Source organism: Achromobacter sp. SX5 (assembly GCF_056711425.1).
Map to the genome: position 1 here is coordinate 4,396,126 of NZ_CM160041.1, position 23,899 is coordinate 4,420,024.

Consider the following 23,899-nt stretch of genomic DNA (forward strand, 5'->3'; position numbering starts at 1 on the left):
TCACAGCCTCGGAATCGACAGCGCGCCGTCCACGGCGATCACCGAACCGGTCGCGAAAGCCAGGCGCCCGCCGGCCAGCGCCGCGACGGCATGCGCCACGTCGCGGGGCTCGCCCCAGCGCGCCATCGGCACCAGGCCCTCGCCGATCAGCCGGTCGTACCGGTCGGCCACGCCCGCGGTCATGGCGGTGCGGATCACGCCGGGCCGGATCTCGAATACGCCGATGCCCTGCGCGGCCAGGCGCAGCGCGAACAGCTTGGTCAACATGCCCAGACCCGCCTTGGACAGGCAATACTCGCCGCGCTCGACGGAAGCGAGTTCGGCGCTGACCGACGACACGGTCACGATGCTGCGCGGCCCCGCGGCCCTGCCGGCGAGCATGCGGCGCGCCACCGCCTGCGTCAGGAAGAAGGTGCCGCGCAGATTGGTGTCGAGCACCGCGTCGTACGCCTGCGGACGCAGGTCCAGCAGATCGCCGCGGCTGGGCGAGCCCATGCCGGCGTTGTTGACCAGGCAGGCCGGCGTCCCGCCCCAGGCCTCGATCCGGTCCAGCATGGCGTCGTGCGCGACGATGTCCGCCAGATCGGCGCGCAGCGCCAGGGCGCGGCCGCCCGCGGCCTGGACCGCGCGCGCGGTCTGGTCCGCGGCGTCCAGCGCCATGAGGGCCAGGTCGAAGCCCTGCGCGGCCAGTTCGGCGGCGACGGCCGCGCCTATGCCGCGGCTGGCGCCGGTGACCAGGGCGATGGGGCGGGCGGCGCTCATTGCAGGACGGCCCTCAGGTGATGGCCCACGCGCAACGCCTGGGCGGCGATGGTCAGGGCCGGATTGAGCGCGGCCGCGGACGGAAAGAAGCTCGCGTCGACCACGTACAGGTTGTCGTGGTCCCAGGCCTTGCAATAGGGGTCCAGCGCGGACGTGCGCGGATCGCTGCCGAACCGCACCGTGCCGCACTGGTGCGATGGCGTGTCCATGCCGAACGGCTTGGACAGCACTACCGGATAGCCGCAGCGCCGGATGATGCCGGCGGCGATGCGGCGCCATCGGCGGTGCGTGCCCATGTTGGTGCGGCGCCAGCGCAGTTCGATCCCGCCCGCCCCGTTCAGGCGCACCGTGCTGTCCGGATGCGGCAGGTCTTCGGACATGACGTACCAGTCGACGCTGTGCGCGGCCAGCCACCGGCGCAGCGCCATCGGCGTCCATGCGGGCATCGCGCCGCGCAGGATGGGTTCGGAAATATTGCCCAGGAACTGCAGGTTGCCCAGCGGCTCCGCGCGCCCCGGGCCGCCCTGGTAATAGTCGTTGAGCGCCAGCGTCTTGGGGAACCGGGTCGGGTTCCTGCGCGTGGGATGCAGCGCCATCAGGGCCGTGCAGTTGTGATTCATGAAATGCCGGCCCACCACGTCGCTGGCATTGGCCAGCCCCAGCGGCCGCCGGGCGTTGGCCGAGCGCAGCAGCAGCGCCGCCGAATTGACCGCGCCGGCGCTGAGCACGAACAGGCCGGCGGCGATGCGCTTGCGCTGGCCGTGCTCCAGCACTTCGGCCGCCTCGATGCGCCGGCCGCTCGCGTCCGTCAGCAGCCGCTCCACCAACGTCTGCGGCCGCAGCGCCACATTGGGCTGGCGCAGCGCCGGGCGCAGCAGGCAGCGCTCGGCATCGCCCTTGGCGTCGAACCGGCATGGAAACGCATCGCAGGTTCCGCAACGCCGGCACAGCCCGCCATAGTCGACCGCGGCCGGCATGGGAAAGGGCCGCAGCCCCTGCTGCCGCAGCCGCGCCTCGATCGCGGCGATCACCGGCTCGTGCGGAATGGGCGGATGCGTGTAGGGCGCGCGGCGCGGCGGCTCGGTGGGATCGACGCCCGCCAGGCCGCGCACGCCGAACAGGGCCTCGGCCCGCTCGTACCACGGCTCCAGGTCCGCATAGCGGATCGGCCAGGCCGGCGTGACGCCGTCCTCGAGTTCGCGCGCCTCGAAATCGCGTTCGCGGAACCGGAACATGGCCGCGCCATAGAACTTGGTATGGCCGCCGACGAAATAGTATTGGCCCGGCCGGAAGCGTCGCTGCCCGCTGGTCCAGATTTCGGGGCTGCGGTAGCGCAGGTCCACGAAGACGGCCTCCGGGTCCGCGTTCTGAGGCTCGCGCGGCAGTTCCGGCCCGCGCTCGACGATGAGCACGCGGGCGCCGCTGCCGGCGAGCTGATACGCCACCGCGCCGCCGCCCACGCCGGACCCGATGATCAGCACATCGACGTATTCGTGCGCGGCCATCACCCTATCCTCGTCTCGGTGCGCCCATCGAAACAGATGAGCCGGGACGTGTCGATCCGGAAGCGGGCGCGCAGCCCCGACGCCAGCCGCACGTCCGGCGCCAGCCTGGCGGTGAACCCGCCTCCCCCCAGGTCCAGCGAGACCAGGGTGTCGGCGCCGGTCGGTTCGACCACGTCGACGCCGGCGTCTATCGCGCCGTCTTCCGCCGCATCCTGGGGATCGGCCAGCCTGACCGCTTCGGGACGTATGCCGGCGATGACCTCGGCCCCTTCATAGGCGCGCAGGGCGGCGCAGGCCGGCGCCGGCAGGCTGAACGGCCGGGCGCCATCGGCGAACTCCAGGCGCGCCTGCCCCGCGTGCAGCGCCACCCTGGCGCGGATCAGGTTCATCCGCGGCGCGCCCACGAAGCGCGCCACGAAGGTGTTCGCGGGACGGTAGTAGACGTCGTCGGGCGTGCCCAGCTGCTGCAATACGCCGCCGTTCATGACCGCGATGCGCGTGGCCAGCGTCATGGCCTCGATCTGGTCGTGGGTGACGTAGACGATGGTCGCCTGCAGGCGCTGGTGCAGGCGCTTGATCTCGGTGCGCATGTCCGCGCGCAGTTGCGCGTCCAGGTTCGACAGCGGCTCGTCCAGCAGATACAGCCGCGGTTCGCGCGCCAGCGCCCGGCCGATGGCGACCCGCTGGCGCTGCCCGCCCGACAGCTGCCTGGGCTTGCGCGCCAGCAGATGTTCGATCTGCAGCAGCCTGGACACCGCCCGCACCCGCTCGGCGCGGACCGATTTCTCCACCTTGCGCATGCGCAGCGGAAACTCGATGTTCTGCGCCACCGTCATGTGGGGATACAGGGCATAGGACTGGAACACCATCGAGATGTTGCGCTCGGCCGGCGTGGCCTGCGTGATGTCCTGGCCGTCCAGCCGCAAGACGCCCTGCGTCGGCGGCTCCAGGCCCGCGATGATGTTCATCAGCGTGCTCTTGCCGCAGCCGGACGGGCCGACCAGCACCAGGAATTCGCCGTCCTGGATGTCGATGGAGATGTCCTGCAGGATATCGACCGAGCCGTAGCGCTTGTGCACGTTGACGATGTCTAGGGAGGCCATGCGAATTCTCCGAGTGGACGCGCCGGCCTCAGCCCTTGACCGAGCCGGCCATCAGGCCGCGGACGAAGTACTTGCCCGACACCACGTAGACCACCAGCGTCGGCAAGGCGGCGATGAACGCGCCGGCGAAATGCACGTTGTATTCCTTGACGCCGGTGCTGCTGTTGACGAGGTTGTTCAGCCCCACCGTCAGCGGAAACGAGCTGAAGTCGCTGAACGACGCGCCGAACAGGAACTCGTTCCAGATGCTGGTGAATTGCCAGATCACGGTGACGATGACGATGGGCGCGCTGTTGGGCAGCAGGACGTGGCGCAGCACGCCGAAAAAACCGGCGCCGTCCATCCGCGCGGACTTGATCAGCTCGACCGGAAAGGCCGCGTAATAGTTGCGGAAGAATAGCGTCGTGAAGCCGAGGCCATAGACGGTATGGACGAAAATCAGTCCTTTGACCGTACCGGCCAAACCCAGCCACCCCAGCGTCTTGGCCATTGGAATCAACACGATCTGAAACGGGATGAACACCGAGAACAGCAGCGCCGCGTACATCAGGTTCGCGCCCCGGAAGCGGAACTGCGTCAGGATGTAGCCGTTGAGCGCGCCGATCAGCGTGGACAGCGCCACCGCGGGGATGACCAGCAGAAAGGAATTGGCGAAATACGGCCTCAGGCCGGTGGCCTGCACGCCGATCTTGGCCGTGGCCCAGGCGGCGATCCAGGGGTCGATGGTCCAGTCCGACGGCAGCGCCAGCAGGCTGGCGCCGCGGATTTCCGCGAGCGGCTTGAACGAATTCACCAGCATCACGTAGACGGGGGCCAGAAACAGCAGCGCCCCGGCCGCCAGCAGCAGGTAGAGAACCACCCTGGGCGCGGCCCTGGACCACTGCAGCCCGAGGCGGCCGGTTTCGCCGCGCGCCGGCGGCGAAACCCGGGCGATGGCCTTATCCATGCCGCGCCCCGCGCATTTCCCGCCGCAGGTACGGCACCACCACCACGGCGGTCAGCAGCAGCATCAGCACCGCGCTGGCCGCGCCCACGGCCATCTCGTTGCGCGTGAACGTGTACTGGTACATGAACACCGACGGCAGCCAGGTCGAACGCCCCGGCCCGCCGTTGGTCATGGCCACGATCAGGTCGTAGGACTTGATGGCCATGTGCGCCAGGATCACGAACGCGGACACGAAGATCGGGCCCAGCTGGGGCAGGATGACGCGCAGGTAGATCTGCCCCGTGCCGGCGCCGTCGACCCGCGCCGCGTTGACCTGTTCCGTGTCCACGCCCCGCAGGCCGGCCAGGAACATCGCCATCACGAAGCCGCTGGTCTGCCACACCGCCGCGAGCACCACGCAGTAGATGGCCAGGTCGCTGTCCTTGATCCAGCCGAACCGGAACGATTCCCAGCCCAGCAGCTGCACCGAGCGCTCCAGGCCCACGCCCGGATCGAGCAGCCATTTCCAGGCCGTGCCGGTGACGATGAAGGACAAGGCCATCGGGTACAGGAAGATCGACCGGAACACGCTTTCCGCCCGGATGCCCTGGTCGATCAGGATGGCCAGCGCCAGGCCCAGCGCCAGCGCGATCACGATGTACAGGCTGGCGAAGATGCCGAAGTTGGCCAGCGACACCCGCCAATTGGCCAGGCCGGCCAGGCGGACATAGCTGCCGGCCCCCGTGAACGTCAGGGACGGCATCAGCGTCGAACCCGTGAACGACAGATAGACCGTGAACATGATGTAGCCGTACACGCACACCAGCACGAGCAGCACGCTGGGGCTGAACAGCAGCTTGGGCAGGTATCCGGCTTTCATGGGAGCGGCGCAGGCGGGGCTAGTCCTGGGCGGCCGCCGCCAGTTCTGCCACCGCCTTGGCGTCGTCCAGCTCGCCGTTGAAGTGGCGCGTGATCACGTCGTAGAAGGCGTTTTTCATGGACGCGGGCACGGCATGGCCGTGCGCGATGGAGCCCACCATCGTGTTGCTGGCGTTGGCCTCGATGATGTCCTTGATGGCCTTCTTGCCGCAGTCGTCGAAGCCGGCGTCCGGCACGTCGGTGCGGGCCGGCGCGGCGCCCTTGGCCACGTTGGCCTCGGCCTGGAAGTCCGGCGCCATGACGTTGGAAGCCAGCGTCAGCTGAACCTCGCGCATCTTGGCGTCGGGCAGCTTGAACATCGCGAACTGGTCGCTGAGAAAGGTCACCGAGCCCTGCGAACCCGGAACGCGATAGCAGAGGTAGTCCCGGCCCGCCACCTTGCCGGCGTTGACGAACTCGCCCTTGGCCCAGTCTCCCATGATCTGGAAGCCGGCCTTGCCGCTGATCACCATGCCGGAGGCCACGTTCCAGTCCCGGCCCGAGAAATCCTTGTCCACCAGGCGCCGTATCTGGCCCATGCGCTGGAACACCTTGAGCGTGGTCGGCGATTCCAGGGTTTTCGCGTCCAGCTCGATGAAGGCCTTGCGGTAATAGTCCGCGCCGCCCGTGGCCAGCGCCACGCCGTCGAAGATCGTCGCGTCCTGCCACGGCTGGCCGCCGTGCGCGATGGCGACGAAGCCCGCGGCGCGGACTTTCTCGGCGGCGGCGATGAAGTCCTCGAAGGTCTTGGGCGCGGCGGCGACGCCGGCCTTCTCCAGCACCGCCCGGTTGGCCCATACCCAGTTGGTGGAATGGATGTTGATGGGCGCCGATACCCATTTGCCCTCGTACTTCGAGAACCTGCGCACCGCCTGCGGCACCACCTGGTCCCAGTTCTGCTTGCCGGCCAGTTCGTCCAGGTCGGCCAGCGCGCCCTGCCGGGCCCAGTCCTGGATGTCGAAGCCGAGCAGCTGCACCGCGGTGGGCGGGTTGCCCGCCGTCAGACGGGCGCGCACGGCCGTCATCGCAGCCTCGCCGCCGCCGCCGGCCACGGGCATGTCGTTCCATTTGATGCCCTGTTTTTCGAGCTTGAGCTTGAGCACGTTGAGCGCGGCCGCCTCGCCGCCGGCGGTCCACCAGTGCAGCACTTCCACGCTCTGCGCGCCTGCGGTCAGGGGCACGGCCGCGGCGGCGGCGATCGCGAATGTCATCAGGGATAGGTTCATGGAAGCCTCCGTTCTTCTCATGGGATTTGGCGCGGCACGTACCAATGGGTGCGCGCGCCCAGGCGCAGGTGCAGCGTCTTGGTTTGCGTGTAGTCCTCGGCCGCGAACCGGCCGAGTTCGCGGCCGATGCCGCTTTCGCGGTAGCCGCCGAAGGGCAGCTCGGCGTTGCCCTCCAGAAAGGTGTTGACCCAGACCGTGCCCGCCCTGATGCGGCGCGCGGCGCCAATGCAGGTGTCGACGTCCCGGCTCCAGACGGCGGCCGACAGGCCGTAAAGCGTGTCGTTGGCGAGTGCTATGGCGTGGTCGAGGTCACGGAACGTCAGCACCGCGAGCACCGGCCCGAACACCTCGACCCTGGCGATGGCCATGTCGCGCGTCACGCCGGCGACCACGGTGGGCTCGATGAACCTGCCCGCCGACGCCAGCGCGGCGCCTCCCAGCACGATGTCGGCGCCGTCCCGGCGCGCCGCGGCGATGTGGTCGAGTATGGCGTCGTACTGCTTTTCGGTGGTGATGGCGCCGACCTGCACGCCTTCGGCCAGCGGGTCGCCGACCTTGACGCGGCGGCATTTCTCGACGATGTCGTCGAGGAAGCGCTGCGCGATGGACTCGTGCACCAGGATGCGGCTGCCGCTGTTGCAGCACTGGCCTGCGTTGAAGCAGATGCCGTGGACCGCGGCGTCGACGGCGGCGTCCCAGTCGCAATCCGGGAATACGATCTGCGGGTTCTTGCCGCCCAGCTCCAGGGAGACCCGCTTCAGCGTCTGCGCCGATACCGCCACCACGCGCTTGCCGACGGCGGTCGAGCCGGTGAACGACAGCATGTCCACGCCGGCGTGCACCGCCAGGCCCTCGCCGGCCACCGGGCCGAAGCCGCTCAGGATGTTCACCGCCCCCGGCGGCATGCCCGCCTCTTGCAGGATTTCGCCCAGCATCACGGTCGTGCCCGGCGTGTCTTCGGCCGGCTTCACGACGGCCGTGCAGCCGGCCGCCAGCGCGAACGGCAGCTTCTGGCTGACGATCAGAAACGGGAAATTCCATGGCGTGATGATGCCGACCACGCCGATGGGATCGCGCAGCACCACGCCCAGCGTCTGTTCGCCCAGCGTATTGCAGCTGTCGCCGTGCAGCCCCCGGGCCAGGGACGCCGCGTAGTGCCAGAGATCCGCCGCGCCATCGACCTCGGCCCGCGACTGCGCCAGCGGCTTGCCGGTCTCCAGCGTCTCTTGCAGCGCAAGCGCCTGCTTGCGCCTTGCGATGCCGTCGGCTACGGCGCGCAGGACGTATGCGCGCTGCGCGCCCTGCATGCGCGGCCAGGGCCCCTCATCGAAGGCCGCGCGCGCGGCGGCGACGGCGCGGTCGACATCGGCGGCGCCGGCCTGGGCGTATACGCCGACCCGTTTGCCGTGGGCCGGAGAAAGCCGTTCGAACGTGGCGGCGTCTTGCGCATCGTGCCACGCGCCGCCGATCAGGAGCTGTCCGTGCCAGGGCAACTGTTCGGAAACGGCGTCGAAAGGGGTGGGAGCGGCGGTTCGGTTCATGGCGGTTCCGGTGTATGGCGTCGTCAGCGGCCCTGGTAGACGGCATCGCGCTTTTCGATAAAGCTGCGGATGCCCTCCTCGGCGTCGTGGGTGCCGGCGGCGACCGCGCCGGCCAGCGCCTCCAGCGTCGCCGCGGCGTCCTCGCCCGCCGCGGCGTTGAGCAACTGCTTGGTCAGTTGCAGCGCGATCGGCGCCTTGGCGCACATGCCGGCGGCCAGCTCCCGCGCGCGTTCGAGCAGGACCGCGCCGTCCACGGCCTCGTGCACCAGGCCGCGGGCCTGGGCTTCGGCCGCGCTCAGATGGATGCCGCCGAGCGCGAGGTACTTGGCGTGGCTGGCGCCGACCAGTCCGACCAGCCGCTGCGTACCCGACCAGCCCGGGCAGGTGGAGATCGATGCTTCCGGCAGGGCGAAGGTCGCATCGGCCGCCGCCAGCCGGATGTCGCCGGTGATGGCCAGTTCCAGCCCGCCGCCGAACGCATGGCCGTTGATGGCGGCGATGACCGGCGGGCGCAGCCCGGCCCATTGGTCGAAGACCTGGTGGCCGCGCCGCACCCATTGCCGCCACATGTCCAACGGCTGCAACGCCGCCCACGCATTGATGTCCGCCCCCACGCAGAAGGCCCGCGCCTGCCCGCCGGTGAGGATCACGGCCCGCACGCCGGCGTCGGCGTCGAGCTGGCGCGCGATCCGCTCCAGGTCGTCCAGCATCGCCTGCGTCAGCGCATTGAGCTTGGCCGGGCGGTTCAGCGTGACGGTCGCCACCGCCCCTTCGCGCGCAAGCAGCACCAGCGATTCAGCCACGATGCGCCTCCCGGATTTTCAGCCGCAGCCCCAGCGGCGCGTCGGTGAACAGCGCGGCGTCCATCAGGCGCAGGTCTGCGGCCACGCGCAGGGGCACGCCGGACTGATCGAGCACGTCGCGTCGAAGGTCGATACCCGGCGCGATTTCGCGCACGACCAGGCCATCGGCCTGCAGGTCGATCACGCAGCGCTCGGTGACGTAGGTGACGCGCTGGCCGCGGTCGCGGCCCACCAGGCCGCTGAAGGTGATCTGTTCGGCGCGGCCGATGAACTTGCGGACCCGTCCTTCGGCCAGGATGGTCAGCCTGCCCTGGCCTGCCGTCAGCTTCGCGCCGGCGGTGAAGAAGCCCGAAAAGACGAGCCGCCGGGCGTGCGCGGTGATGTCGACGAAGCCGCCGCAGCCCGCGGTCAGGTAGGGCTTGGCGGCCAGTTTCGATACGTTCACGCTGCCATCGCCATCGACTTGCAGAAAGGACAGCAGCGCGATGTCGAAGCCGCCGCCCTGGAAGTAGGTGAACTGGTTCGGCGAGGGCACGATGGCGTCGGCGTTGGACGCGCAGCCGAACGCATACCCGAGCAGCGGCATGCCGCCCACGGCGCCCTGCTCTATCACCCAGGTCACCTGGCCGTGCAGGCCTTCTTCGAGCAGGATGCGGGGCACGTTGGCCGAGATTCCGAAGCCCAGGTTGACGGCGTCGCCGCGGGCCAGTTCCTGGGCGGCGCGGCGGGCGATGACCTTGTCCGCGCCCCAGGGCTGCGGCGCGAAGGTCGACAGCGGCTGGCGCAGTTCGCCGCTGATGGCCGGGTCGTGGGGCGTTTGCGTGGTCTGCCGCTGGTGGGGGTCGACCACGATGTAATCGACCAGGTTGCAGGGGACTCTTACGTCGTGCGGCCGCAGGCTGCCCTCGGCCACGACACGCTTGACCTGCGCGATCACGATGCCGCCGTTGTTGCGCGCGGCCAGCGCCTGCTCCAGGCCGCCCAGCAGCGCGCCCTCGTGCTCGTAGGCGAGGTTGCCGCGTTCGTCGGCGGTGGTGGCGCGCAGGATCGCCACGCGCGGCGCGATGGCGGGGAAATACAGCCACTGCCGGCCGTCGAACGTTTCCTTGCGCACCACCGGATTGGCGGCCGCGGCCGGGTTCATGGCGCAGCCCTGCAGGTCGGGGTCGGCGAAGGTGCCCAGCCCGACCTGGGTGAGCACGCCCGGACGCCGGGCCGCGGCCTCGCGGTGCATGTCGTAGAGGATACCGCTGGGTATGTTGTAGGCCTCGATCTGATTGTCGACCACCATGCGCCAGATCCGCGGCATGGGCAGCGACGACGGGCCGCTGGGATAGGACCCCGCCAGCACCCGCGCCAGCAGGCCGGGCCTGGCGAGGTGGTCCATGCCCGGCACGCCGTACATGTCGCCGGCCGCGATGGGATGCAGCGCGGTCAGGCCGGCCGGCGCGCCCTCGCGGTCGTAGCGCGCGCCGATGGCCTCCAGCACGCGGTCCGGGCAGCCCAGGGCGCTGGAGGCGCTGACGCTCACGATGTCGCCCGACCGCAGCAGCCCGGCGGCCTGCTCCGCGGTGATGAGCTTGGTCATGGCGCTTCCCCCGCTTGGGCTTGGACGATGCGCACGCGCTGGCCGCTGCGGCAGGCCTCGGCGATGGCCAGCGCGGCGGCCAGCGAACGGATGCCGTCGGCCGCCGTGGCCGCGGCCGGGCCTGCGCCGCGCAACGCGGCGCAGAACCGCGCGACGCCCCTGGCGTAGAGGTCCTCGTGGGCGACGTCGAGCCGCCGTTCGCCGGCGCCGTCGCGCAGGATCACTTCTCCGGCGGGATGCTGGGTCATCACGTTGCGGCCGATGAGGGAGCCCCGCTCGCCGTGGATTTCGATGCCGGTTTCGGCGTGGGGGGTGGTGTAGGCGTCGTGCAGCTGCGCCAGCACGCCGTTGTCGAAACGCAGGACCGCCATGACGCCGTCCGCCAGGCCCTGGCGGGCCATGACCGGAGCCTGGGCCATGGCCACGGCCTCCAGGGGTTCGGCGTCCAGGATGAAGCGCAGCGTGTCGGTATCGTGCACCGCGATGTCCAGCGTGACGCCGCCGCCGGCTGCGGGGTTGTCGATGCGCCAGCCGCGCAAGGCGGCCGGCAGATGCACCGCATGAAACACGCGGGCGAACAGCGGCCTGCCGATGGCGCCTTCGCGCAGCGCCTGGCGGATGCGGCGATGGGTGGCGGCGTTGCGCAAGTGGTGGTTGGTGGCCATGACCACGCCGGCGGCCTCGCAGGCCGCGGCCATTTCGCGGGCCTCGGCCAGCGTGAGCGCCAGGGGTTTTTCGCACAGCACGTGCTTGCCCGCCGCGGCGGCGGCCAGCACGTCATCGCGATGGCGTTCGTTGGTGGTGCTGACGTAGACGGCCTGCACGGCGGGATCGGCGAGCAGGCCGGCCACGCTATCGCAGGCCCGCGCGATGCCGTGGGCGGCGGCGTAGTCGCGCGCCCTTGCCGGGCTGCGGCTGGCGACGCAGACCACGTCGTGGCCGGGCTGCGCGCGTATCGCGCCGATCATGTGTTCGGCGGCGATGGTGCTGGCGCCGATGAGTCCCCATCCGTATGGTTGGCTGGCCACGTCGAACCCCTTATTGGATCGTTCCAATGTATTATTGGAACGATCCAATGAAAAGACAATACCGGCTTGTCCGAATCCAGGGTAAATACCTACCGTATGAACACGACACCCCGCTCCCGCTCCGTCACGATCATGGACGTCGCCGCCGAGGCCAAGGTATCCAAGTCCACCGTCTCCCTGGTGCTCAAGAACAGCCCGCTCATTCCCTTCGAGACCGCCGAACGCGTGCGGGCGGCGGCCAGCCGCCTGGGCTACGTGGTCAACCGCCGCGCCAGCCAGCTGCGCGCGGGCCGCTCCAACACCATCGCCGTGGTCATCAACGACCTGATGAATCCCTTCTTCGCCGAGATCCTGAGCGGTATAGAACGGCGCCTGGTCGACGCCGGCTACGTGGTGCTCATGGCGCACACGAACGAAGACCCCGAGCGCCAGCGGCAGGTGCTGCAGGCCATGCGGGAACAGGGCGCGGCCGGCCTGGTGCTATGCCCGGCCTACGGCACGCCCAGCTCGCTGCCCGAAGAAGTGCAGCAATGGGGAGTGCCCGTGGTGGTCATGGTGCGCACGCTCGGCCCCGGCGGCTACGATTTCGCGGGCGCGGACAACGAACAGGGCGTATTCGACGCCGCCGATCACCTGCTGCGCGGCGGCCACCGCCGCATCGCATTCCTGGGCGGGCAGGCCGGCGTGGTGCTCGAACAGCGCCTGGCCGGCTACCGGCGGGCGCTGGCCGCGCACGGCGTGCTACCGGACCCCGCGCTGCTGATCATGGCCAACCCGACGCATCCCGGCGGCTACGAGGCGATGACGCGGCTGCTGTCGGAACAGCCCGGCATCAAGGCCGCCCTCTGCTACAACGACATCGTCGCCTTCGGCGCCCTGGCCGCCCTGGGCGAGCGCGGCCTGCGCGCGGGACCGGACTTTTCGCTGATCGGTTTCGACAACGTCCTGGCCTCCGCGCTGTCCAATCCACCGCTCACGACCGTGGACGTGCATCCCTGTAAGCTCGGTGAAGAGGCCGCTGCCCTATTGCTGGAGCGCATCAGGAATCCCGCCGCCCCGCAGCAGAACCACGTGGTCCGGCCCAATCTGCTGCTGCGGCAGTCGGGCTAGAGCCCTAGCGGCGCACGGCCGAGGACACCCCGGGCACTTCGGCCAGCGCGTCCAGCGCGCGCGACAGCGATTCCCCGCCGCGCACCTCCACCGTGAACACCATATGGGCCAGCGACTGCCGGCTCTGCGTGTTCACGCCCACCACGTTCAGGCGCAGGCGGGCGAAGACTTCGGACAGGTCGCGCAGCAGGCCGGAACGGTCGTGCGCGCGCACGCTGATGTCCACCGGATAGAAGGTGTCGGAGGTCTCGCCCCACGCCACTTCGATGACGCGCTCGGGCTCGCGCGCGGCCAGGGCCTGGTAGCTGTGGCAGTCGCAGCGGTGGATGGACACGCCGCGCCCGCGCGTGACGAAGCCGGCGATGGCGTCCGGCGGCGCCGGGCGGCAGCAGCGCGCAAGCTGGGTCAGCAGCGATCCCACGCCCACCACCAGCACCCCGCTCTTGCCGCTTTTCTCGGCGCTGCCCGCGCTGGCGTGGCGCAATGCCGCGGGCTGCGGCTCGGCCGCGGGCGCAGGCTGCTGGAACAGCGTGTCGATCTGGCGCAGGCTGAACTCTTCCTTGGCCGCCGCCACGTACAGGTCGTCGGCGCGGGCGAAGCCCAGGTTCTGCGCCAGCTGTTCGAGGTTGACGGCGGTCTTGCCCAGCCGCTGCAGTTCCTTTTCGACCAGCGCCTGGCCCTGGGTGATGCGCTGCTGCAACTCGATGGCGTTGAACCACATCCGCACCTTGGCGCGGGCGCGCGGGCTGGCCAGGAACCCCAGCTGGGGATTGAGCCAGTCGCGCGACGGGCCGCCGGACTTGGCGGAAATGATTTCCACGGTCTGGCCGGTGGACAGCCGCGTCTGCAGCGGCACCATCTGCCCGTCCACCCGCGCGCCGCGGCAGCGATGGCCCAGGTCGGTGTGCAGGTGATAGGCGAAATCCACCGGCGTGGCCCCGGCGGGCAGTTCGATCACGCGGGCCTGCGGCGTCAACACGTAGATGCGCTCGTCGGTATGCGCGGGCGCCGCCGCCGCGTGGCGGCCCTTGCCCGAGGCGGGCTTGGCCGCCGGCGCGGCCGGCTCGCCGCCCTCGACGTCGGCGTTCCAGGCCAGCAGTTGGCGCATCCACGCCAGCTGGCGGTCGTATTCGCTGGAGGCCGCCACCTGGCCGCCCTTGGCGCCGGCTTCTTTGTAGCGCCAGTGCGCGGCCATGCCGTATTCGGCGAACTGGTGCATCTCGCGGGTGCGGATCTGCACCTCGAACGGACGGCCGTCGTCATCGGCCACCACCGTGTGCAGCGAGCGGTAGCCGTTGGGCTTGGGCCGCGAAATGTAGTCGTCGAACTCCTCGGAGATCGGCGTCCACATCTCGTGCACCATGCCCAGCGCCGTATAACAGGCGCGCACGTCGTCGACGATGATGCGCAGCGCGCGCAGGTCGTACATCTGGGAAAAGTCCAGGCGCTTGATGCGCATCTTGTTCCAGATGCTGTAGATGTGCTTGGGCCGCCCGCTGACCTCGGCCTGCACGCCGCTCTTGGCCAGCGCCGCCTGCAGGCGCTCGATGGCGCCGGCGATGAAGGCCTCGCGCTCGACCCGCTTTTCTTCGAGCAGGCGGGCGATCTGCTTGTACTTCTCCGGCTCCAGGAAGCGGAACGCCAGGTCTTCCATTTCCCACTTGATCTGCCAGATGCCCAGGCGGTTGGCCAGCGGCGCGTACAGGTCCAGGGTTTCACGCGCGAACGCGGTCGAACACGGCGTTTTGCTTTCCGCGTGCCAGCGCAGCGAACGCAGCCTGGAGGCCAGCCGCATCAGCACGATGCGCAGGTCGGCCGCCATGGCCAGCAGCATCTTGCGCTGCATCTCTTTCTGCGAGCCGCTCTCGGCCGCCGCGTCGCTGGCCTGGCGGGCCACCACGCCCAGCCGCAGCAAGGCCCAGGCGCCCTGCACCAGCCGCGCGACCTCGGCGCCGAAGGCGGCCGCGATCGGATCGTTGCGCAGGGACGGCGCGGGCGCCATCAGGTCCGTGGGCAAGGCGGCCAGCAAGGCCGCCGCGCGGGTCGCGGCGTCGGTCTGCAGCGCCGCCAGCACCCGCACCACGCCGGCGCCGTGGCCGGCCAGGGGCTCGCCGGTCAGCGCGTGCTGGCCTTCGAAGCGCGGTTCGGCCCAGGCCACGGCCCGGTCGAGCAGGGCCAGGCCGTCGGCGTCCAGGCCGGCTCCCGCCTCCTTGCGCCAGGCGGCGTCGAAAGGCGTAGGCGCGTCGGATACGGGCGGGGCGGACATGACGGACATGGGTGATAGAGGTTGATATTCCGACACTCTACACTAGGGTTTGCAGACACTGGAAAACGCCGCCGCGCGCGGCATATGGAAGGAACCCGAACTCATGTTGCGCTGGCTGAAGGGACGCGGCGCCCGCCCCTCCGCGGTCGCCGAAATGCAGGCCCGCATCGCGCCGGATCTATGGCGCGAGGTGCTGGACGCCCACCCGTTCCTGGCGGTATTGAACGCCGACGAATCGGCCCAGCTGCTGGCGCGCTCGGCGTGGCTGCTGGCCAGCAAGAACATCAACGGCGCGCAGGGGCTGGAGGTGTCCGACTTCATGCGCCTGTCGATCGCGGCCCAGGCCAGCCTGCCCATCCTGAACCTGGCGCCGGAACTGTACGAAGGCTGGGACGAGATCATCGTGTATCCGGCGGGCTTTCGCATTCCCCGCTCGCGCCAGGACGAGGACGGCGTGGTGCACGAATACATCGAGGACGCGGCCGGCGAGGCCTGGGAAGGCGGGCCGCTGGTCCTGTCCTGGGAAGACACGCAGCTCTCGGACGGCGGCTTCAACGTGGTCATCCACGAATTCGCCCACAAGCTGGACCTGCGCTCGGGTTTCGCCGACGGCATGCCGTCGCTGGCGGCCCACCCCGAACTGCAGCCGCGCGCCTGGCGCCGCGTGCTGGACGACAGCCTGGACCGCTTCATCGCCGCCCTGGACGCGGTGGAAGCCGCCATCCCGCCGCACGTCGATCCCGAAAGCGAGGAAGCCGACGCCTGGTACGCCCGTTTGCCGATGGACCCGTATGCCGCCACCGACGAGGCCGAATTCTTCGCCGTCAGCTCCGAGCATTTCTTCGTCGACCCCTACCCCATGCAGCAAGCGCTGCCGCAATGGTATGCGCTGCTGAAGGCCTACTATAGGCAGGACCCACTGGAACGCTACGCATGAAACAGCTGCTGATCGTGTGGCATTCGCGCACCGGCGCGGCCCGCCAGATGGCCGAGGCCGCCGCCCGCGGCGCGCGGTCGGCCGCCGCCGAAATGGCGCAGCACAACGATCTGCGCGTCGCGCTGCGGCGGGCGGCCGACGTGCAGGCCGACGAGCTGCTGGCCAGCGACGGCTATCTGTTCTGCGCCCCCGAGAACCTGGCGGGCCTGAGCGGCGAAATGAAGGAGTTCTTCGACCGCAACTACTACGCGGTGCTGGACCGGATACAGGGGCTGCCCTATGCCTGCGCGATCAGCGCCGGCAGCGACGGCTCGGGCGCCGCCCGCCAGGCCGAACGCATCTGCACCGGCTGGCGGCTCAACCCCGTGGCGCCGCCGCTCATCGTCAACATGGGCGCGCAGACGGCGCAGCAGATCCTCGCGCCCAAGACGGTGGCGCCGGCGGATCTGGCGAAATGCGAGGAACTGGGGGGATTGCTGGCGGGGACGCTGTTGTTATGAGTGGGGGGGTTGGGGGTGTTGGGGGTGTTGGACGTAGGATGGGTGTAGCGCGCGGATGCGTGCGCAAAAACTCAACCGCCGAACGCGCGTAACCCATCAGCCGGCGCAAGCCGGCATTTTTTCGTGCCTAGAAAAACGGCGGCTTGCGCCGCCTGATGGGTTTCGCGCGCTTGATGGCGGAGCGCTTGGCTCGGGCATCCGCGCGCTGCACCCATCCTACGGCGCCTACAGCGCCGCCGTGACGACGATCTCGACCTTGTAGTCGGGGTTGGCCAGGCGGGCTTCGACCGTGGCGCGGGGGGGCGAATTGCCCGCGGCGACCCAGGCGTCCCAGGCCTTGTTCATGCCGTCGAATTCCTTCATGTTGGCCACGTAGATCTGGGCCATCAGGATCTTGGTCTTGTCGGTGCCGGCCTCGGCCAGCAGGCGGTCGATGGTGGCCAGCACCTGGGCGGTCTGGCCGGTGATGTCCAGCGTCGCATCGTCGGGCACCTGGCCGGCCAGGTACGCGACGCCGTTGTACACGGCCATGTCCGACAGGCGCTTGTCGACGTTGAAGCGCTTGATGCTGCTCATGAATATTCCCCTAGGAAGTGGTTGGGTCAAAAAACTAGGCGGGAGGCAACTGGAACACCTGCCGCAGATAAGCCAGGTAGGCCGGATCGTCGCACATGGTCTTTTCCGGCGCGTCGGACACCTTGGCCACGGGCTGGCCGTTGCAGCGGACCATCTTCATGACGATCTGCAGGGGCTCGTGGCCCAGGTCGTTGGTCAGGTTGGTGCCGATTCCGAAGGACACCTTGCAGCGGCCCGAGAACTGGCGGGCCAGCTCGATGGCGCGCGGGAAGGTCAGCGAATCCGAGAACACCAGCGTCTTGGCGCGCGGGTCCACGCGGTTCTTGCGGTAGTGTTCGAGCAGGCGCTCGCCCCAGACGAAGGGGTCGCCCGAGTCGTGGCGCGCGCCGTCGAACAGCTTGCAGAAATACATGTCGAAATCGCGCAGGAAGGCATCCATGCCGTAGACGTCGGACAGCGCGATGCCCAGGTCGCCGCGGTATTCCTTGGCCCAGACCTCCAGCGCGAACACCTGCGAATCGCGCAGCCGCGGGCCCAGCGCCTGGCAGGCCTGCAGGTATTCATGGCCCATGGTGCCCAGCGGCAGGACCTCGTGCTGCTTGGCCAGCAGCACGTTGCTGGTGCCGGCGAAATGCTGCCCCATCTGCGCCTTCATGGTGGACACGATTTCCTCGTGCCAGACCTTGGAGAAGCGGCGGCGCGTGCCGTATTCGGCCACGCGGAAGTCCGCCAGCGCGGGATCGTCCAGCACCAGGTGCATCTTGGACTGCAGGCGCTTGCGGCCCTCTTCCCAGTTGGGATTCTTGCGCGTGTTGCGGAAATAGACCTCGTTGACGATGGCCAGCACCGGGATCTCGAACAGGATGGTGTGCAGCCACGGGCCCTTGACCTCGATGCTGATTTCGCCGGGCGCCTCGCCCTCGCCGATGAAGATGCAGCGCTCGGGCATGTGGAACAGGCCGAGGAAATCAACGAAGTCGCTTTTGATAAAGCGCAAGCCGCCGAGATATTTAAGTTCGTCTTCGGTGAACCGGAGCTGGCACAGCTGGTGCACTTCCTCGCGGATTTCGTCCAGATAGGGACGCAGGTCGACCCCTGGCGTGCGGCATTTGTAACGGTACTCGACCTGGGCAGCCGGAAAGTGGTGCAGAACCACCTGCATCATGCTGAATTTATACAGGTCGGTGTCGAGCAGCGAGGTGATTATCATGATTGCGCGTTTCGTTTCGCGACACCATAGCATAGAGCGCGCGGGGCAAGGGCCCATGGGCCACGATGTCAATACGGGTATTACCGGCACATCGGCACGGCATTGGGTAAAATCGACGCAACAAGACACAAAGCCGCCGAATCCCGGAGTTCCTTAATGACCCACGTTGTCACCGAAAACTGTATCAAGTGCAAGTACACCGACTGCGTAGACGTCTGCCCGGTGGACTGTTTTCGCGAGGGTCCGAACTTCCTGGTGATCGATCCCGACGAATGCATCGATTGCGCCGTCTGCATCCCCGAGTGCCCGGCCAATGCGATCTACGCCGAAGAAGACGTGCCGCAGGACCAACTGAACTTCATCGCCCTGAATGCCGAGCTCTCTCCCGAGTTCGCCAGCATCAGCCGTGCCAAGAAGCCCTTGCCCGACGCCGACGACTGGAACGGCAAAGAGGACAAGCTGCAATACCTGGAAAGATGAATCCGCGAGCGCCGGCCGCCTGACGGCCGGCATCGCGCGATGCCCCGATGACCGACGACTCCAAATACACGCGCCAGACAGTCACCCACGTCCACACCTGGGTGCCGGAAAAACTCTTCTCCGTACGCGTGACGCGCGACGACGCGTTTACGTTCCAGCCCGGCCAGTTCGCCCGCGTCGGCCTGCCCGAGGCCGACGCGCCCGACAGCGCGCCCACGCTGTGGCGCGCCTATTCCATGGTCTCGGCGCCGCATGAGCCCTGGCTGGAGTTCTATTCCATCGTGGTGCCCGAAGGGCTGTTCAGCCCGCGCATGGCGCGGCTGCAGCCCGGCGATTCGCTGTACGTCGAAAAAGCGCCCTACGGCTTCCTGACCCTGGAGCGCTTCGCCCCGGGCGGCGACCTGTGGCTGGTGGCCTCGGGCACCGGCCTGTCGGCCTATCTGTCCATCCTGCGCGACCCGGCCGCCTGGCGCGCCTATCGCCGCATCATCCTGATCCACGGCGTGCGCACCGCGGCCGAGCTGGCCTATCGCGAAGAAATCGAGTCCTGGCGCAAGCAGCCCGCGCTGGCCGAGATGTTCGCGGCGGACCCGCACAAGCTCGTCTACCTGCCCATCGCCACGCGCGAGGCGCTGCCCGGCATGCCCCGGGAGCGCCTCACCACGCTGATCGCCGACGGCCGCCTGGAGCAGCTGGCCGGCCAGCCGCTGGACCCCGAGAACGCCAAGATCATGCTCTGCGGCAATCCGGACATGCTGGCCGACGCCCGCAAGCTGCTGGGCGAGCGCGGCTTCAAGCCGGGCCGCCGCGGCATCCCCGGCAACCTGGCGGTGGAAAACTACTGGTAAGCCCGGGCGTAGTGCATAACTCCGCCAAACGGCCCAGCCACCGCGTCCCCGCACGGCCCTACACTGGTGCATAACCGCTATTGGGTCGTTTTTTAGCAACATATTTGCTTTTTTTGTCGGTGTTTCTTCAGGCTATCTGGAAATATCGTTAATCCCCGGGGCAATAATCGGGGCACACGCACGACCCAGAAGGACCTTTTCAAATGCTGTATCAATTGCACGAAATGCAGCGCGCCTTCCTGACTCCGTTTGCTGCATTTACGGACGCCGGCTCTCAACTGTTTTCCAGCCCATACAGCCCTCTCGCCTACACCCCGATTTCCCGCCAGATGGCGGCCGGGTACGAGCTGATGACCCGGATCGGCAAGGAATACCAGAAGCCGGCCTGGAACCTGCCCACCACCGAGATCGACGGCAAGACCGTCCGCGTCACCGAATCCGTGGCGATGGACAAGCCGTTCTGCCGCCTGGTGCACTTCCACCGCGACGTCCGCCACGCGCGCCCGGACGATCCCACCATCCTGCTGGTGGCCCCGCTCTCGGGCCACCACGCCACGCTGCTGCGCGACACCGTGCGCGCCCTGCTGCCGGCCCATGACATCTACGTCACCGACTGGATCGACGCCCGCATGGTGCCGCTGTCGGCAGGCCCGTTCCACCTGAACGACTATGTGCGCTACGTGCAGGACTTCATCCGCCACCTGGGCCCGGACGTGCACGTCATGTCCGTGTGCCAGCCCACGGTGCCGGTGCTGGCCGCCGTTTCGCTGATGGCCTCGGCCAACGACCCCTGCCAGCCGCGCAGCATGGTGATGATGGGCGGTCCCATCGACCCGCGCCAGTCGCCCACGCAGGTCAACCGCCTGGCCACCACCAAGCCTTACTCGTGGTTCGAGAACCAGGTCATCCATCCGGTGCCGCCGCGCTATCCGGGCGCCGGCCGCAAGGTCTACCCCGGCTTCCTGCAGCACGCGGGCTTCATGGCCATGAACCCGGACCGCCACATGAAGTCGCACTACGACTTCTACCTGGACCTGCTGCGCGGCGACGACAGCGACGCCGAGGCGCACCGCCGCTTCTACGACGAATACAACGCCGTGCTGGACATGCCGGCCGAGTTCTACTTGGACACGATCCGCATGGTGTTCCAGGAATTCCAGCTGCCCAATGGCACCTGGGAGGTCGACGGCAAGCCGGTGCGCCCCGCCGACATCAAGAAGGTCGCGCTCTTCACCATCGAGGGCGAGCTGGACGATATTTCCGGCCAGGGCCAGACGCGCGCCGCCATCAAGCTGTGCAAGAACATCCCGGCCGAGCGCAAGATGCATTACACCGCGCCGAACTGCGGCCACTACGGGATTTTCTCGGGCCGCCGCTGGCGCGAAATGATCTGTCCTAAAATCGCCGAATTCATCCGGCAATCGTGATTGCAGGATGAATCCGACCTCGGTCGGATTCATCCCGCGTCCTTTCTTCCTCATGTCCTGTTGTTCCCTTGCAGACCGCATCGATGCCTTGCTGCCTCAGACGCAATGCACCAAATGCGGCTACGACGGCTGTCGGCCGTATGCCGAGGCCATCGCCGACGGCGCCGCCCCGATCAACCGCTGCCCGCCGGGCGGCGATGAAGGCATCGCCGCGCTGGCCGGCCTGCTCGGCGTGCCCGTGCTGCCGCTGGACGCGACGCGCGGCGAGCCCGGCCCCCTGCTGGTGGCCCGCATCGACGAAGCCCACTGCATAGGCTGTACGCTGTGCATCCAGGCCTGTCCGGTCGACGCCATCGTGGGCGCCAACAAGCAGATGCACACCGTGCTTGCCGATTGGTGCACCGGCTGCGACCTGTGCGTGGCGCCCTGTCCTGTAGACTGCATCGAAATGACGCCGGCCGGCCGCCCGTGGACCGCAGAGGACGCCGCGCTCGGGCGCGAACGCCATCGCCGCCATCTGGCGCGCATGGCGCGCCTGGCCGCCGACAACGCGCGCCTGATGGCGCCCGAGGTCCCTGAAACGCCCGCCTCCGCCCCCGCCGACGCCGGCAACGAGGAGCGCAAGCGTTCCGCCATCGAATCCGCGCTGGCACGCGCCCGCGCCCGCCGCAACGCCACGCCATGAACGCCGTCAAACGCCAGGAAATCTTCGCGCGCCTGCAGGCCGCCAATCCCCACCCGACCACCGAGCTGGAATACGAGACGCCGTTCCAGCTGCTGATCGCCGTGCTGCTGTCGGCGCAGGCCACCGACAAGTCGGTCAACATCGCGACGCGCAAGTTCTTCCCCGAGCACGGCACGCCCGAAGGCCTGCTGGCGCTGGGCGAGGAAGGCCTGGCGGACTACATCAAGACCATCGGGCTCTACCGCACCAAGGCCAAGAACGCCATCGCCACCTGCAGAATCCTGCTGGAGCAGCACGGCGGCGAAGTGCCGCAGACGCGCGAGGCGCTCGAAGCCTTGCCCGGCGTGGGCCGCAAGACCGCCAACGTGGTGCTCAACACCGCGTTCGGCCAGCCCACGATGGCCGTGGACACGCACATCTTCCGCGTCTCCAACCGCACCGGCATCGCGCCCGGCAAGAACGTGCTGGAAGTCGAGCGCAAGCTCGAAAAATTCGTGCCGCGCGAATACATGCAGGACGCGCACCATTGGCTGATTCTGCTGGGCCGCTACGTGTGCGTGGCGCGCAAGCCCAAATGCCCCCAGTGCGGCATTTCCGACCTCTGCGAATTCAAGCAGAAGACCCCGGCCTGAGCGGCGCGCGCCGCCGCGAAACCGGGTTTTCCCTCGTTCAGAAGAATGTGACGCGTTGACGTTCGTCAATGCGTATTTGCTGCAATGCATTTCCCTTGCAGCACTGTCATCTCCCTCTGCTGCGCATGCATTGTCGGCCTGCCGACAATTGCCCTTTCCGCACTGCAAAACCTATGACAAACCCTCATGGAATTTTGATAAATAGGTGCGCATACTCGCCGGCAACTCACCGGAAAACTGCGCTACATCGGCAGTCTTCCGACCCTGCGGGGACCCGCCGCGATAACGGCGGGTGCAGACCAATAAATACAACGCTGGTGCAGCGAACATGGACGACACGATCCTGGAGACAAAAGGCCTCACGAAGGAATTCCGCGGTTTCGTCGCGGTCAATGGGGTCGATTTGCGTATCAAGCGCGGCGAGATTCATGCCTTGATCGGGCCTAACGGCGCGGGCAAGACCACATGCTTCAACCTGCTCACCAAGTTCCTGGCTCCCACGTCGGGAACCATCAAGTTCAACGGTATCGACATCACCGGCGAACGCCCCGCGCAGATCGCGCGCCGCGGCATCATCCGTTCGTTCCAGATCTCGGCGGTGTTTCCCCACCTCACCGTGCTGGAAAACGTGCGTATCGGATTGCAGCGCAAGACCGGTCTGTCTTTTCATTTCTGGAAAAGCGACAAGCAGCTGGCCTCGCTGAACGAGCCGGCGCGCGCGCTGCTCGAACAGGTCGACCTCGCCGCCTTCGCCGACGAGACCACCGTGAACCTGCCGTACGGCCGCAAGCGCGCGCTCGAGATCGCCACCACGCTGGCGATGGAACCCGAGCTGATGCTGCTGGACGAGCCGACGCAGGGCATGGGCCACGAGGACGTGGACCGCGTCACCCAGCTGATCAAGCGGGTCAGCGCCGGCCGCACCATACTCATGGTGGAGCACAACATGAACGTCGTGTCCTCCATCGCCGACACCATCACCGTGCTGGCGCGCGGCTCCGTACTGGCGGAAGGATCCTACGCCGAAGTCTCCCGCCATCCGGCAGTGATGCAGGCCTACATGGGCACCACCGAGGGCGAACTTCAAGGAGCACACGCATGAGCACCCCGGCACTGGAAATTTCGGGCCTGCAGGCCTGGTACGGGGAATCGCATATCCTGCACGGCGTGGATATGCGCGTCGGACAGGGCGAAGTGGTCACGCTGCTGGGACGCAACGGCGCCGGCCGCACCACCACGCTGCGCGCCATCCTGGGCCTGACCGGCTCGCGCAAGGGCTCGGTGCGCATCCACGGCACCGAGGCCATCGACCTGCCGACCTACAAGATCGCTCATCTCGGCGTCGGCTACTGCCCCGAGGAACGCGGCATCTTCGCCAGCCTGTCGTGCGAAGAGAACCTGCTGCTGCCTCCGGTGGTCGGTTCGCTGGGCGGCGGCATGTCGCTGGCCGAAATCTACGACATGTTCCCCAACCTCCAGGAACGCCGCAACTCGCCCGGCACCCGGCTGTCGGGGGGCGAACAGCAGATGCTGGCGGTCGCGCGCATCCTGCGCACCGGCGCCAACCTGCTGCTGCTCGACGAGATCTCCGAAGGCCTCGCGCCCGTCATCGTGCAGGCGCTGGCGCGCATGATCACGGCGCTCAAGCAGCGCGGCTACACCATCGTCATGGTGGAACAGAACTTCCGCTTCGCAGCGCCGCTGGCCGACCGCTTCTACGTCATGGAGCACGGCCAGATCGTCGAACACTTCGAAGCCAACGAACTTTCAGAAAAACAGGACACGCTCAACGAACTGCTGGGCGTGTAAGCACACCTGTCATCCGCCGG

At 68.2% G+C, this 23,899-nt stretch carries 23 protein-coding genes; 10 read left to right on the plus strand and 13 right to left on the minus strand.

Going from position 1 to position 23,899, the window contains the following annotated elements; all coding sequences use genetic code 11:
* The 10 genes from AC1M14_RS20560 to AC1M14_RS20605 are packed head-to-tail and all read right to left on the minus strand — an operon-like array spanning position 1 to position 11,339.
* A complete protein-coding gene (locus tag AC1M14_RS20560; protein WP_479730349.1) occupies positions 1–762 on the minus strand; it encodes a 3-ketoacyl-ACP reductase in 762 nt (253 codons plus the stop codon).
* Positions 759–2,267 carry a GMC oxidoreductase gene (locus tag AC1M14_RS20565; RefSeq protein ID WP_479730350.1) on the minus strand — a complete coding sequence of 503 codons (1,509 nt, stop codon included), beginning with the start codon at positions 2,265–2,267 and terminating at the stop codon, positions 759–761. Before AC1M14_RS20565 ends, AC1M14_RS20560 begins: the two co-directional genes overlap by 4 nt.
* Positions 2,267–3,370, minus strand: a complete 1,104-nt coding sequence (locus tag AC1M14_RS20570; protein WP_479730351.1) for an ABC transporter ATP-binding protein — start codon at positions 3,368–3,370, stop codon at positions 2,267–2,269. The genes AC1M14_RS20565 and AC1M14_RS20570 overlap by 1 nt, the downstream gene beginning before the upstream one ends.
* 28 nt (positions 3,371–3,398) lie before the next feature.
* Entirely contained in the window at positions 3,399–4,256 is an 858-nt protein-coding gene (locus tag AC1M14_RS20575) for a carbohydrate ABC transporter permease (RefSeq protein ID WP_479731827.1), read from the minus strand.
* A 52-nt stretch (positions 4,257–4,308) separates the two neighbouring features.
* On the minus strand, positions 4,309–5,175 hold the full coding sequence (locus AC1M14_RS20580) for a carbohydrate ABC transporter permease (protein ID WP_479730352.1): 867 nt from the start codon (positions 5,173–5,175) through the stop codon (positions 4,309–4,311).
* A 19-nt stretch (positions 5,176–5,194) separates the two neighbouring features.
* The gene (locus AC1M14_RS20585; RefSeq protein ID WP_209165006.1) at positions 5,195–6,439 is read right to left on the minus strand and encodes an ABC transporter substrate-binding protein; all 1,245 of its coding nucleotides are present in this window, start codon (positions 6,437–6,439) and stop codon (positions 5,195–5,197) included.
* 17 nt (positions 6,440–6,456) lie between these two features.
* Positions 6,457–7,980 carry an aldehyde dehydrogenase family protein gene (locus AC1M14_RS20590; RefSeq protein WP_479730353.1) on the minus strand — a complete coding sequence of 508 codons (1,524 nt, stop codon included), beginning with the start codon at positions 7,978–7,980 and terminating at the stop codon, positions 6,457–6,459.
* 23 nt (positions 7,981–8,003) lie between these two features.
* Positions 8,004–8,783 carry an enoyl-CoA hydratase/isomerase family protein gene (locus AC1M14_RS20595; protein ID WP_479730354.1) on the minus strand — a complete coding sequence of 260 codons (780 nt, stop codon included), beginning with the start codon at positions 8,781–8,783 and terminating at the stop codon, positions 8,004–8,006.
* The gene (locus AC1M14_RS20600; RefSeq protein ID WP_479730355.1) at positions 8,776–10,371 is read right to left on the minus strand and encodes an acyl CoA:acetate/3-ketoacid CoA transferase; all 1,596 of its coding nucleotides are present in this window, start codon (positions 10,369–10,371) and stop codon (positions 8,776–8,778) included. The genes AC1M14_RS20595 and AC1M14_RS20600 overlap by 8 nt, the downstream gene beginning before the upstream one ends.
* The gene (locus tag AC1M14_RS20605; protein ID WP_479731828.1) at positions 10,368–11,339 is read right to left on the minus strand and encodes a Gfo/Idh/MocA family protein; all 972 of its coding nucleotides are present in this window, start codon (positions 11,337–11,339) and stop codon (positions 10,368–10,370) included. Before AC1M14_RS20605 ends, AC1M14_RS20600 begins: the two co-directional genes overlap by 4 nt.
* Positions 11,340–11,495: 156 nt before the next feature.
* Between AC1M14_RS20605 and AC1M14_RS20610 the strand changes: the two genes are divergently transcribed.
* Positions 11,496–12,509: a LacI family DNA-binding transcriptional regulator gene (locus AC1M14_RS20610; protein WP_479730356.1), complete on the plus strand. Its 1,014-nt coding sequence runs from the start codon at positions 11,496–11,498 to the stop codon at positions 12,507–12,509.
* Between the two features lie 4 nt (positions 12,510–12,513).
* Here AC1M14_RS20610 and AC1M14_RS20615 read toward each other — a convergent pair whose 3' ends face one another.
* On the minus strand, positions 12,514–14,775 hold the full coding sequence (locus AC1M14_RS20615) for a RelA/SpoT family protein (RefSeq protein ID WP_102774555.1): 2,262 nt from the start codon (positions 14,773–14,775) through the stop codon (positions 12,514–12,516).
* A 103-nt stretch (positions 14,776–14,878) separates the two neighbouring features.
* On the opposite strand from AC1M14_RS20615, the gene AC1M14_RS20620 reads away from it, so the two are divergent.
* Entirely contained in the window at positions 14,879–15,712 is an 834-nt protein-coding gene (locus AC1M14_RS20620; protein WP_111826696.1) for a M90 family metallopeptidase, read from the plus strand.
* The gene (locus tag AC1M14_RS20625) at positions 15,709–16,212 is read left to right on the plus strand and encodes an NAD(P)H-dependent oxidoreductase (protein ID WP_479730357.1); all 504 of its coding nucleotides are present in this window, start codon (positions 15,709–15,711) and stop codon (positions 16,210–16,212) included. The genes AC1M14_RS20620 and AC1M14_RS20625 overlap by 4 nt, the downstream gene beginning before the upstream one ends.
* Positions 16,213–16,437: 225 nt before the next feature.
* On the opposite strand, the gene AC1M14_RS20630 is transcribed toward AC1M14_RS20625, so the two are convergent.
* Together AC1M14_RS20630 and pncB are read right to left on the minus strand one after the other, a co-directional pair.
* On the minus strand, positions 16,438–16,788 hold the full coding sequence (locus tag AC1M14_RS20630) for a RidA family protein (protein WP_102774396.1): 351 nt from the start codon (positions 16,786–16,788) through the stop codon (positions 16,438–16,440).
* Between the two features lie 34 nt (positions 16,789–16,822).
* A complete protein-coding gene (gene pncB, locus AC1M14_RS20635) occupies positions 16,823–17,998 on the minus strand; it encodes a nicotinate phosphoribosyltransferase (protein ID WP_102774395.1) in 1,176 nt (391 codons plus the stop codon).
* A gap of 156 nt (positions 17,999–18,154) precedes the next feature.
* Between pncB and fdxA the strand changes: the two genes are divergently transcribed.
* The 7 genes from fdxA (at position 18,155) to AC1M14_RS20670 (ending at position 23,879) form a co-directional block, all read left to right on the plus strand.
* A complete protein-coding gene (fdxA, locus tag AC1M14_RS20640) occupies positions 18,155–18,478 on the plus strand; it encodes a ferredoxin FdxA (RefSeq protein WP_102774394.1) in 324 nt (107 codons plus the stop codon).
* A gap of 47 nt (positions 18,479–18,525) precedes the next feature.
* Positions 18,526–19,326, plus strand: a complete 801-nt coding sequence (locus AC1M14_RS20645) for a ferredoxin--NADP reductase (RefSeq protein WP_479730358.1) — start codon at positions 18,526–18,528, stop codon at positions 19,324–19,326.
* Positions 19,327–19,529: 203 nt separating this feature from the next.
* Entirely contained in the window at positions 19,530–20,753 is a 1,224-nt protein-coding gene (locus AC1M14_RS20650; protein WP_102774392.1) for a polyhydroxyalkanoate depolymerase, read from the plus strand.
* A 52-nt stretch (positions 20,754–20,805) separates the two neighbouring features.
* Positions 20,806–21,438 (plus strand): electron transport complex subunit RsxB, encoded by a 633-nt coding sequence (rsxB, locus tag AC1M14_RS20655; RefSeq protein ID WP_479731829.1) that lies wholly within the window; start codon positions 20,806–20,808, stop codon positions 21,436–21,438.
* A complete protein-coding gene (nth, locus tag AC1M14_RS20660) occupies positions 21,435–22,070 on the plus strand; it encodes an endonuclease III (RefSeq protein WP_479730359.1) in 636 nt (211 codons plus the stop codon). Before rsxB ends, nth begins: the two co-directional genes overlap by 4 nt.
* Positions 22,071–22,398: 328 nt before the next feature.
* Positions 22,399–23,172 carry an ABC transporter ATP-binding protein gene (locus AC1M14_RS20665; RefSeq protein WP_102774390.1) on the plus strand — a complete coding sequence of 258 codons (774 nt, stop codon included), beginning with the start codon at positions 22,399–22,401 and terminating at the stop codon, positions 23,170–23,172.
* Positions 23,169–23,879, plus strand: coding sequence for an ABC transporter ATP-binding protein (locus AC1M14_RS20670; RefSeq protein ID WP_479730360.1), 711 nt, complete (start codon positions 23,169–23,171; stop codon positions 23,877–23,879). Before AC1M14_RS20665 ends, AC1M14_RS20670 begins: the two co-directional genes overlap by 4 nt.
* The last annotated feature ends 20 nt before the right edge of the window (positions 23,880–23,899 follow it).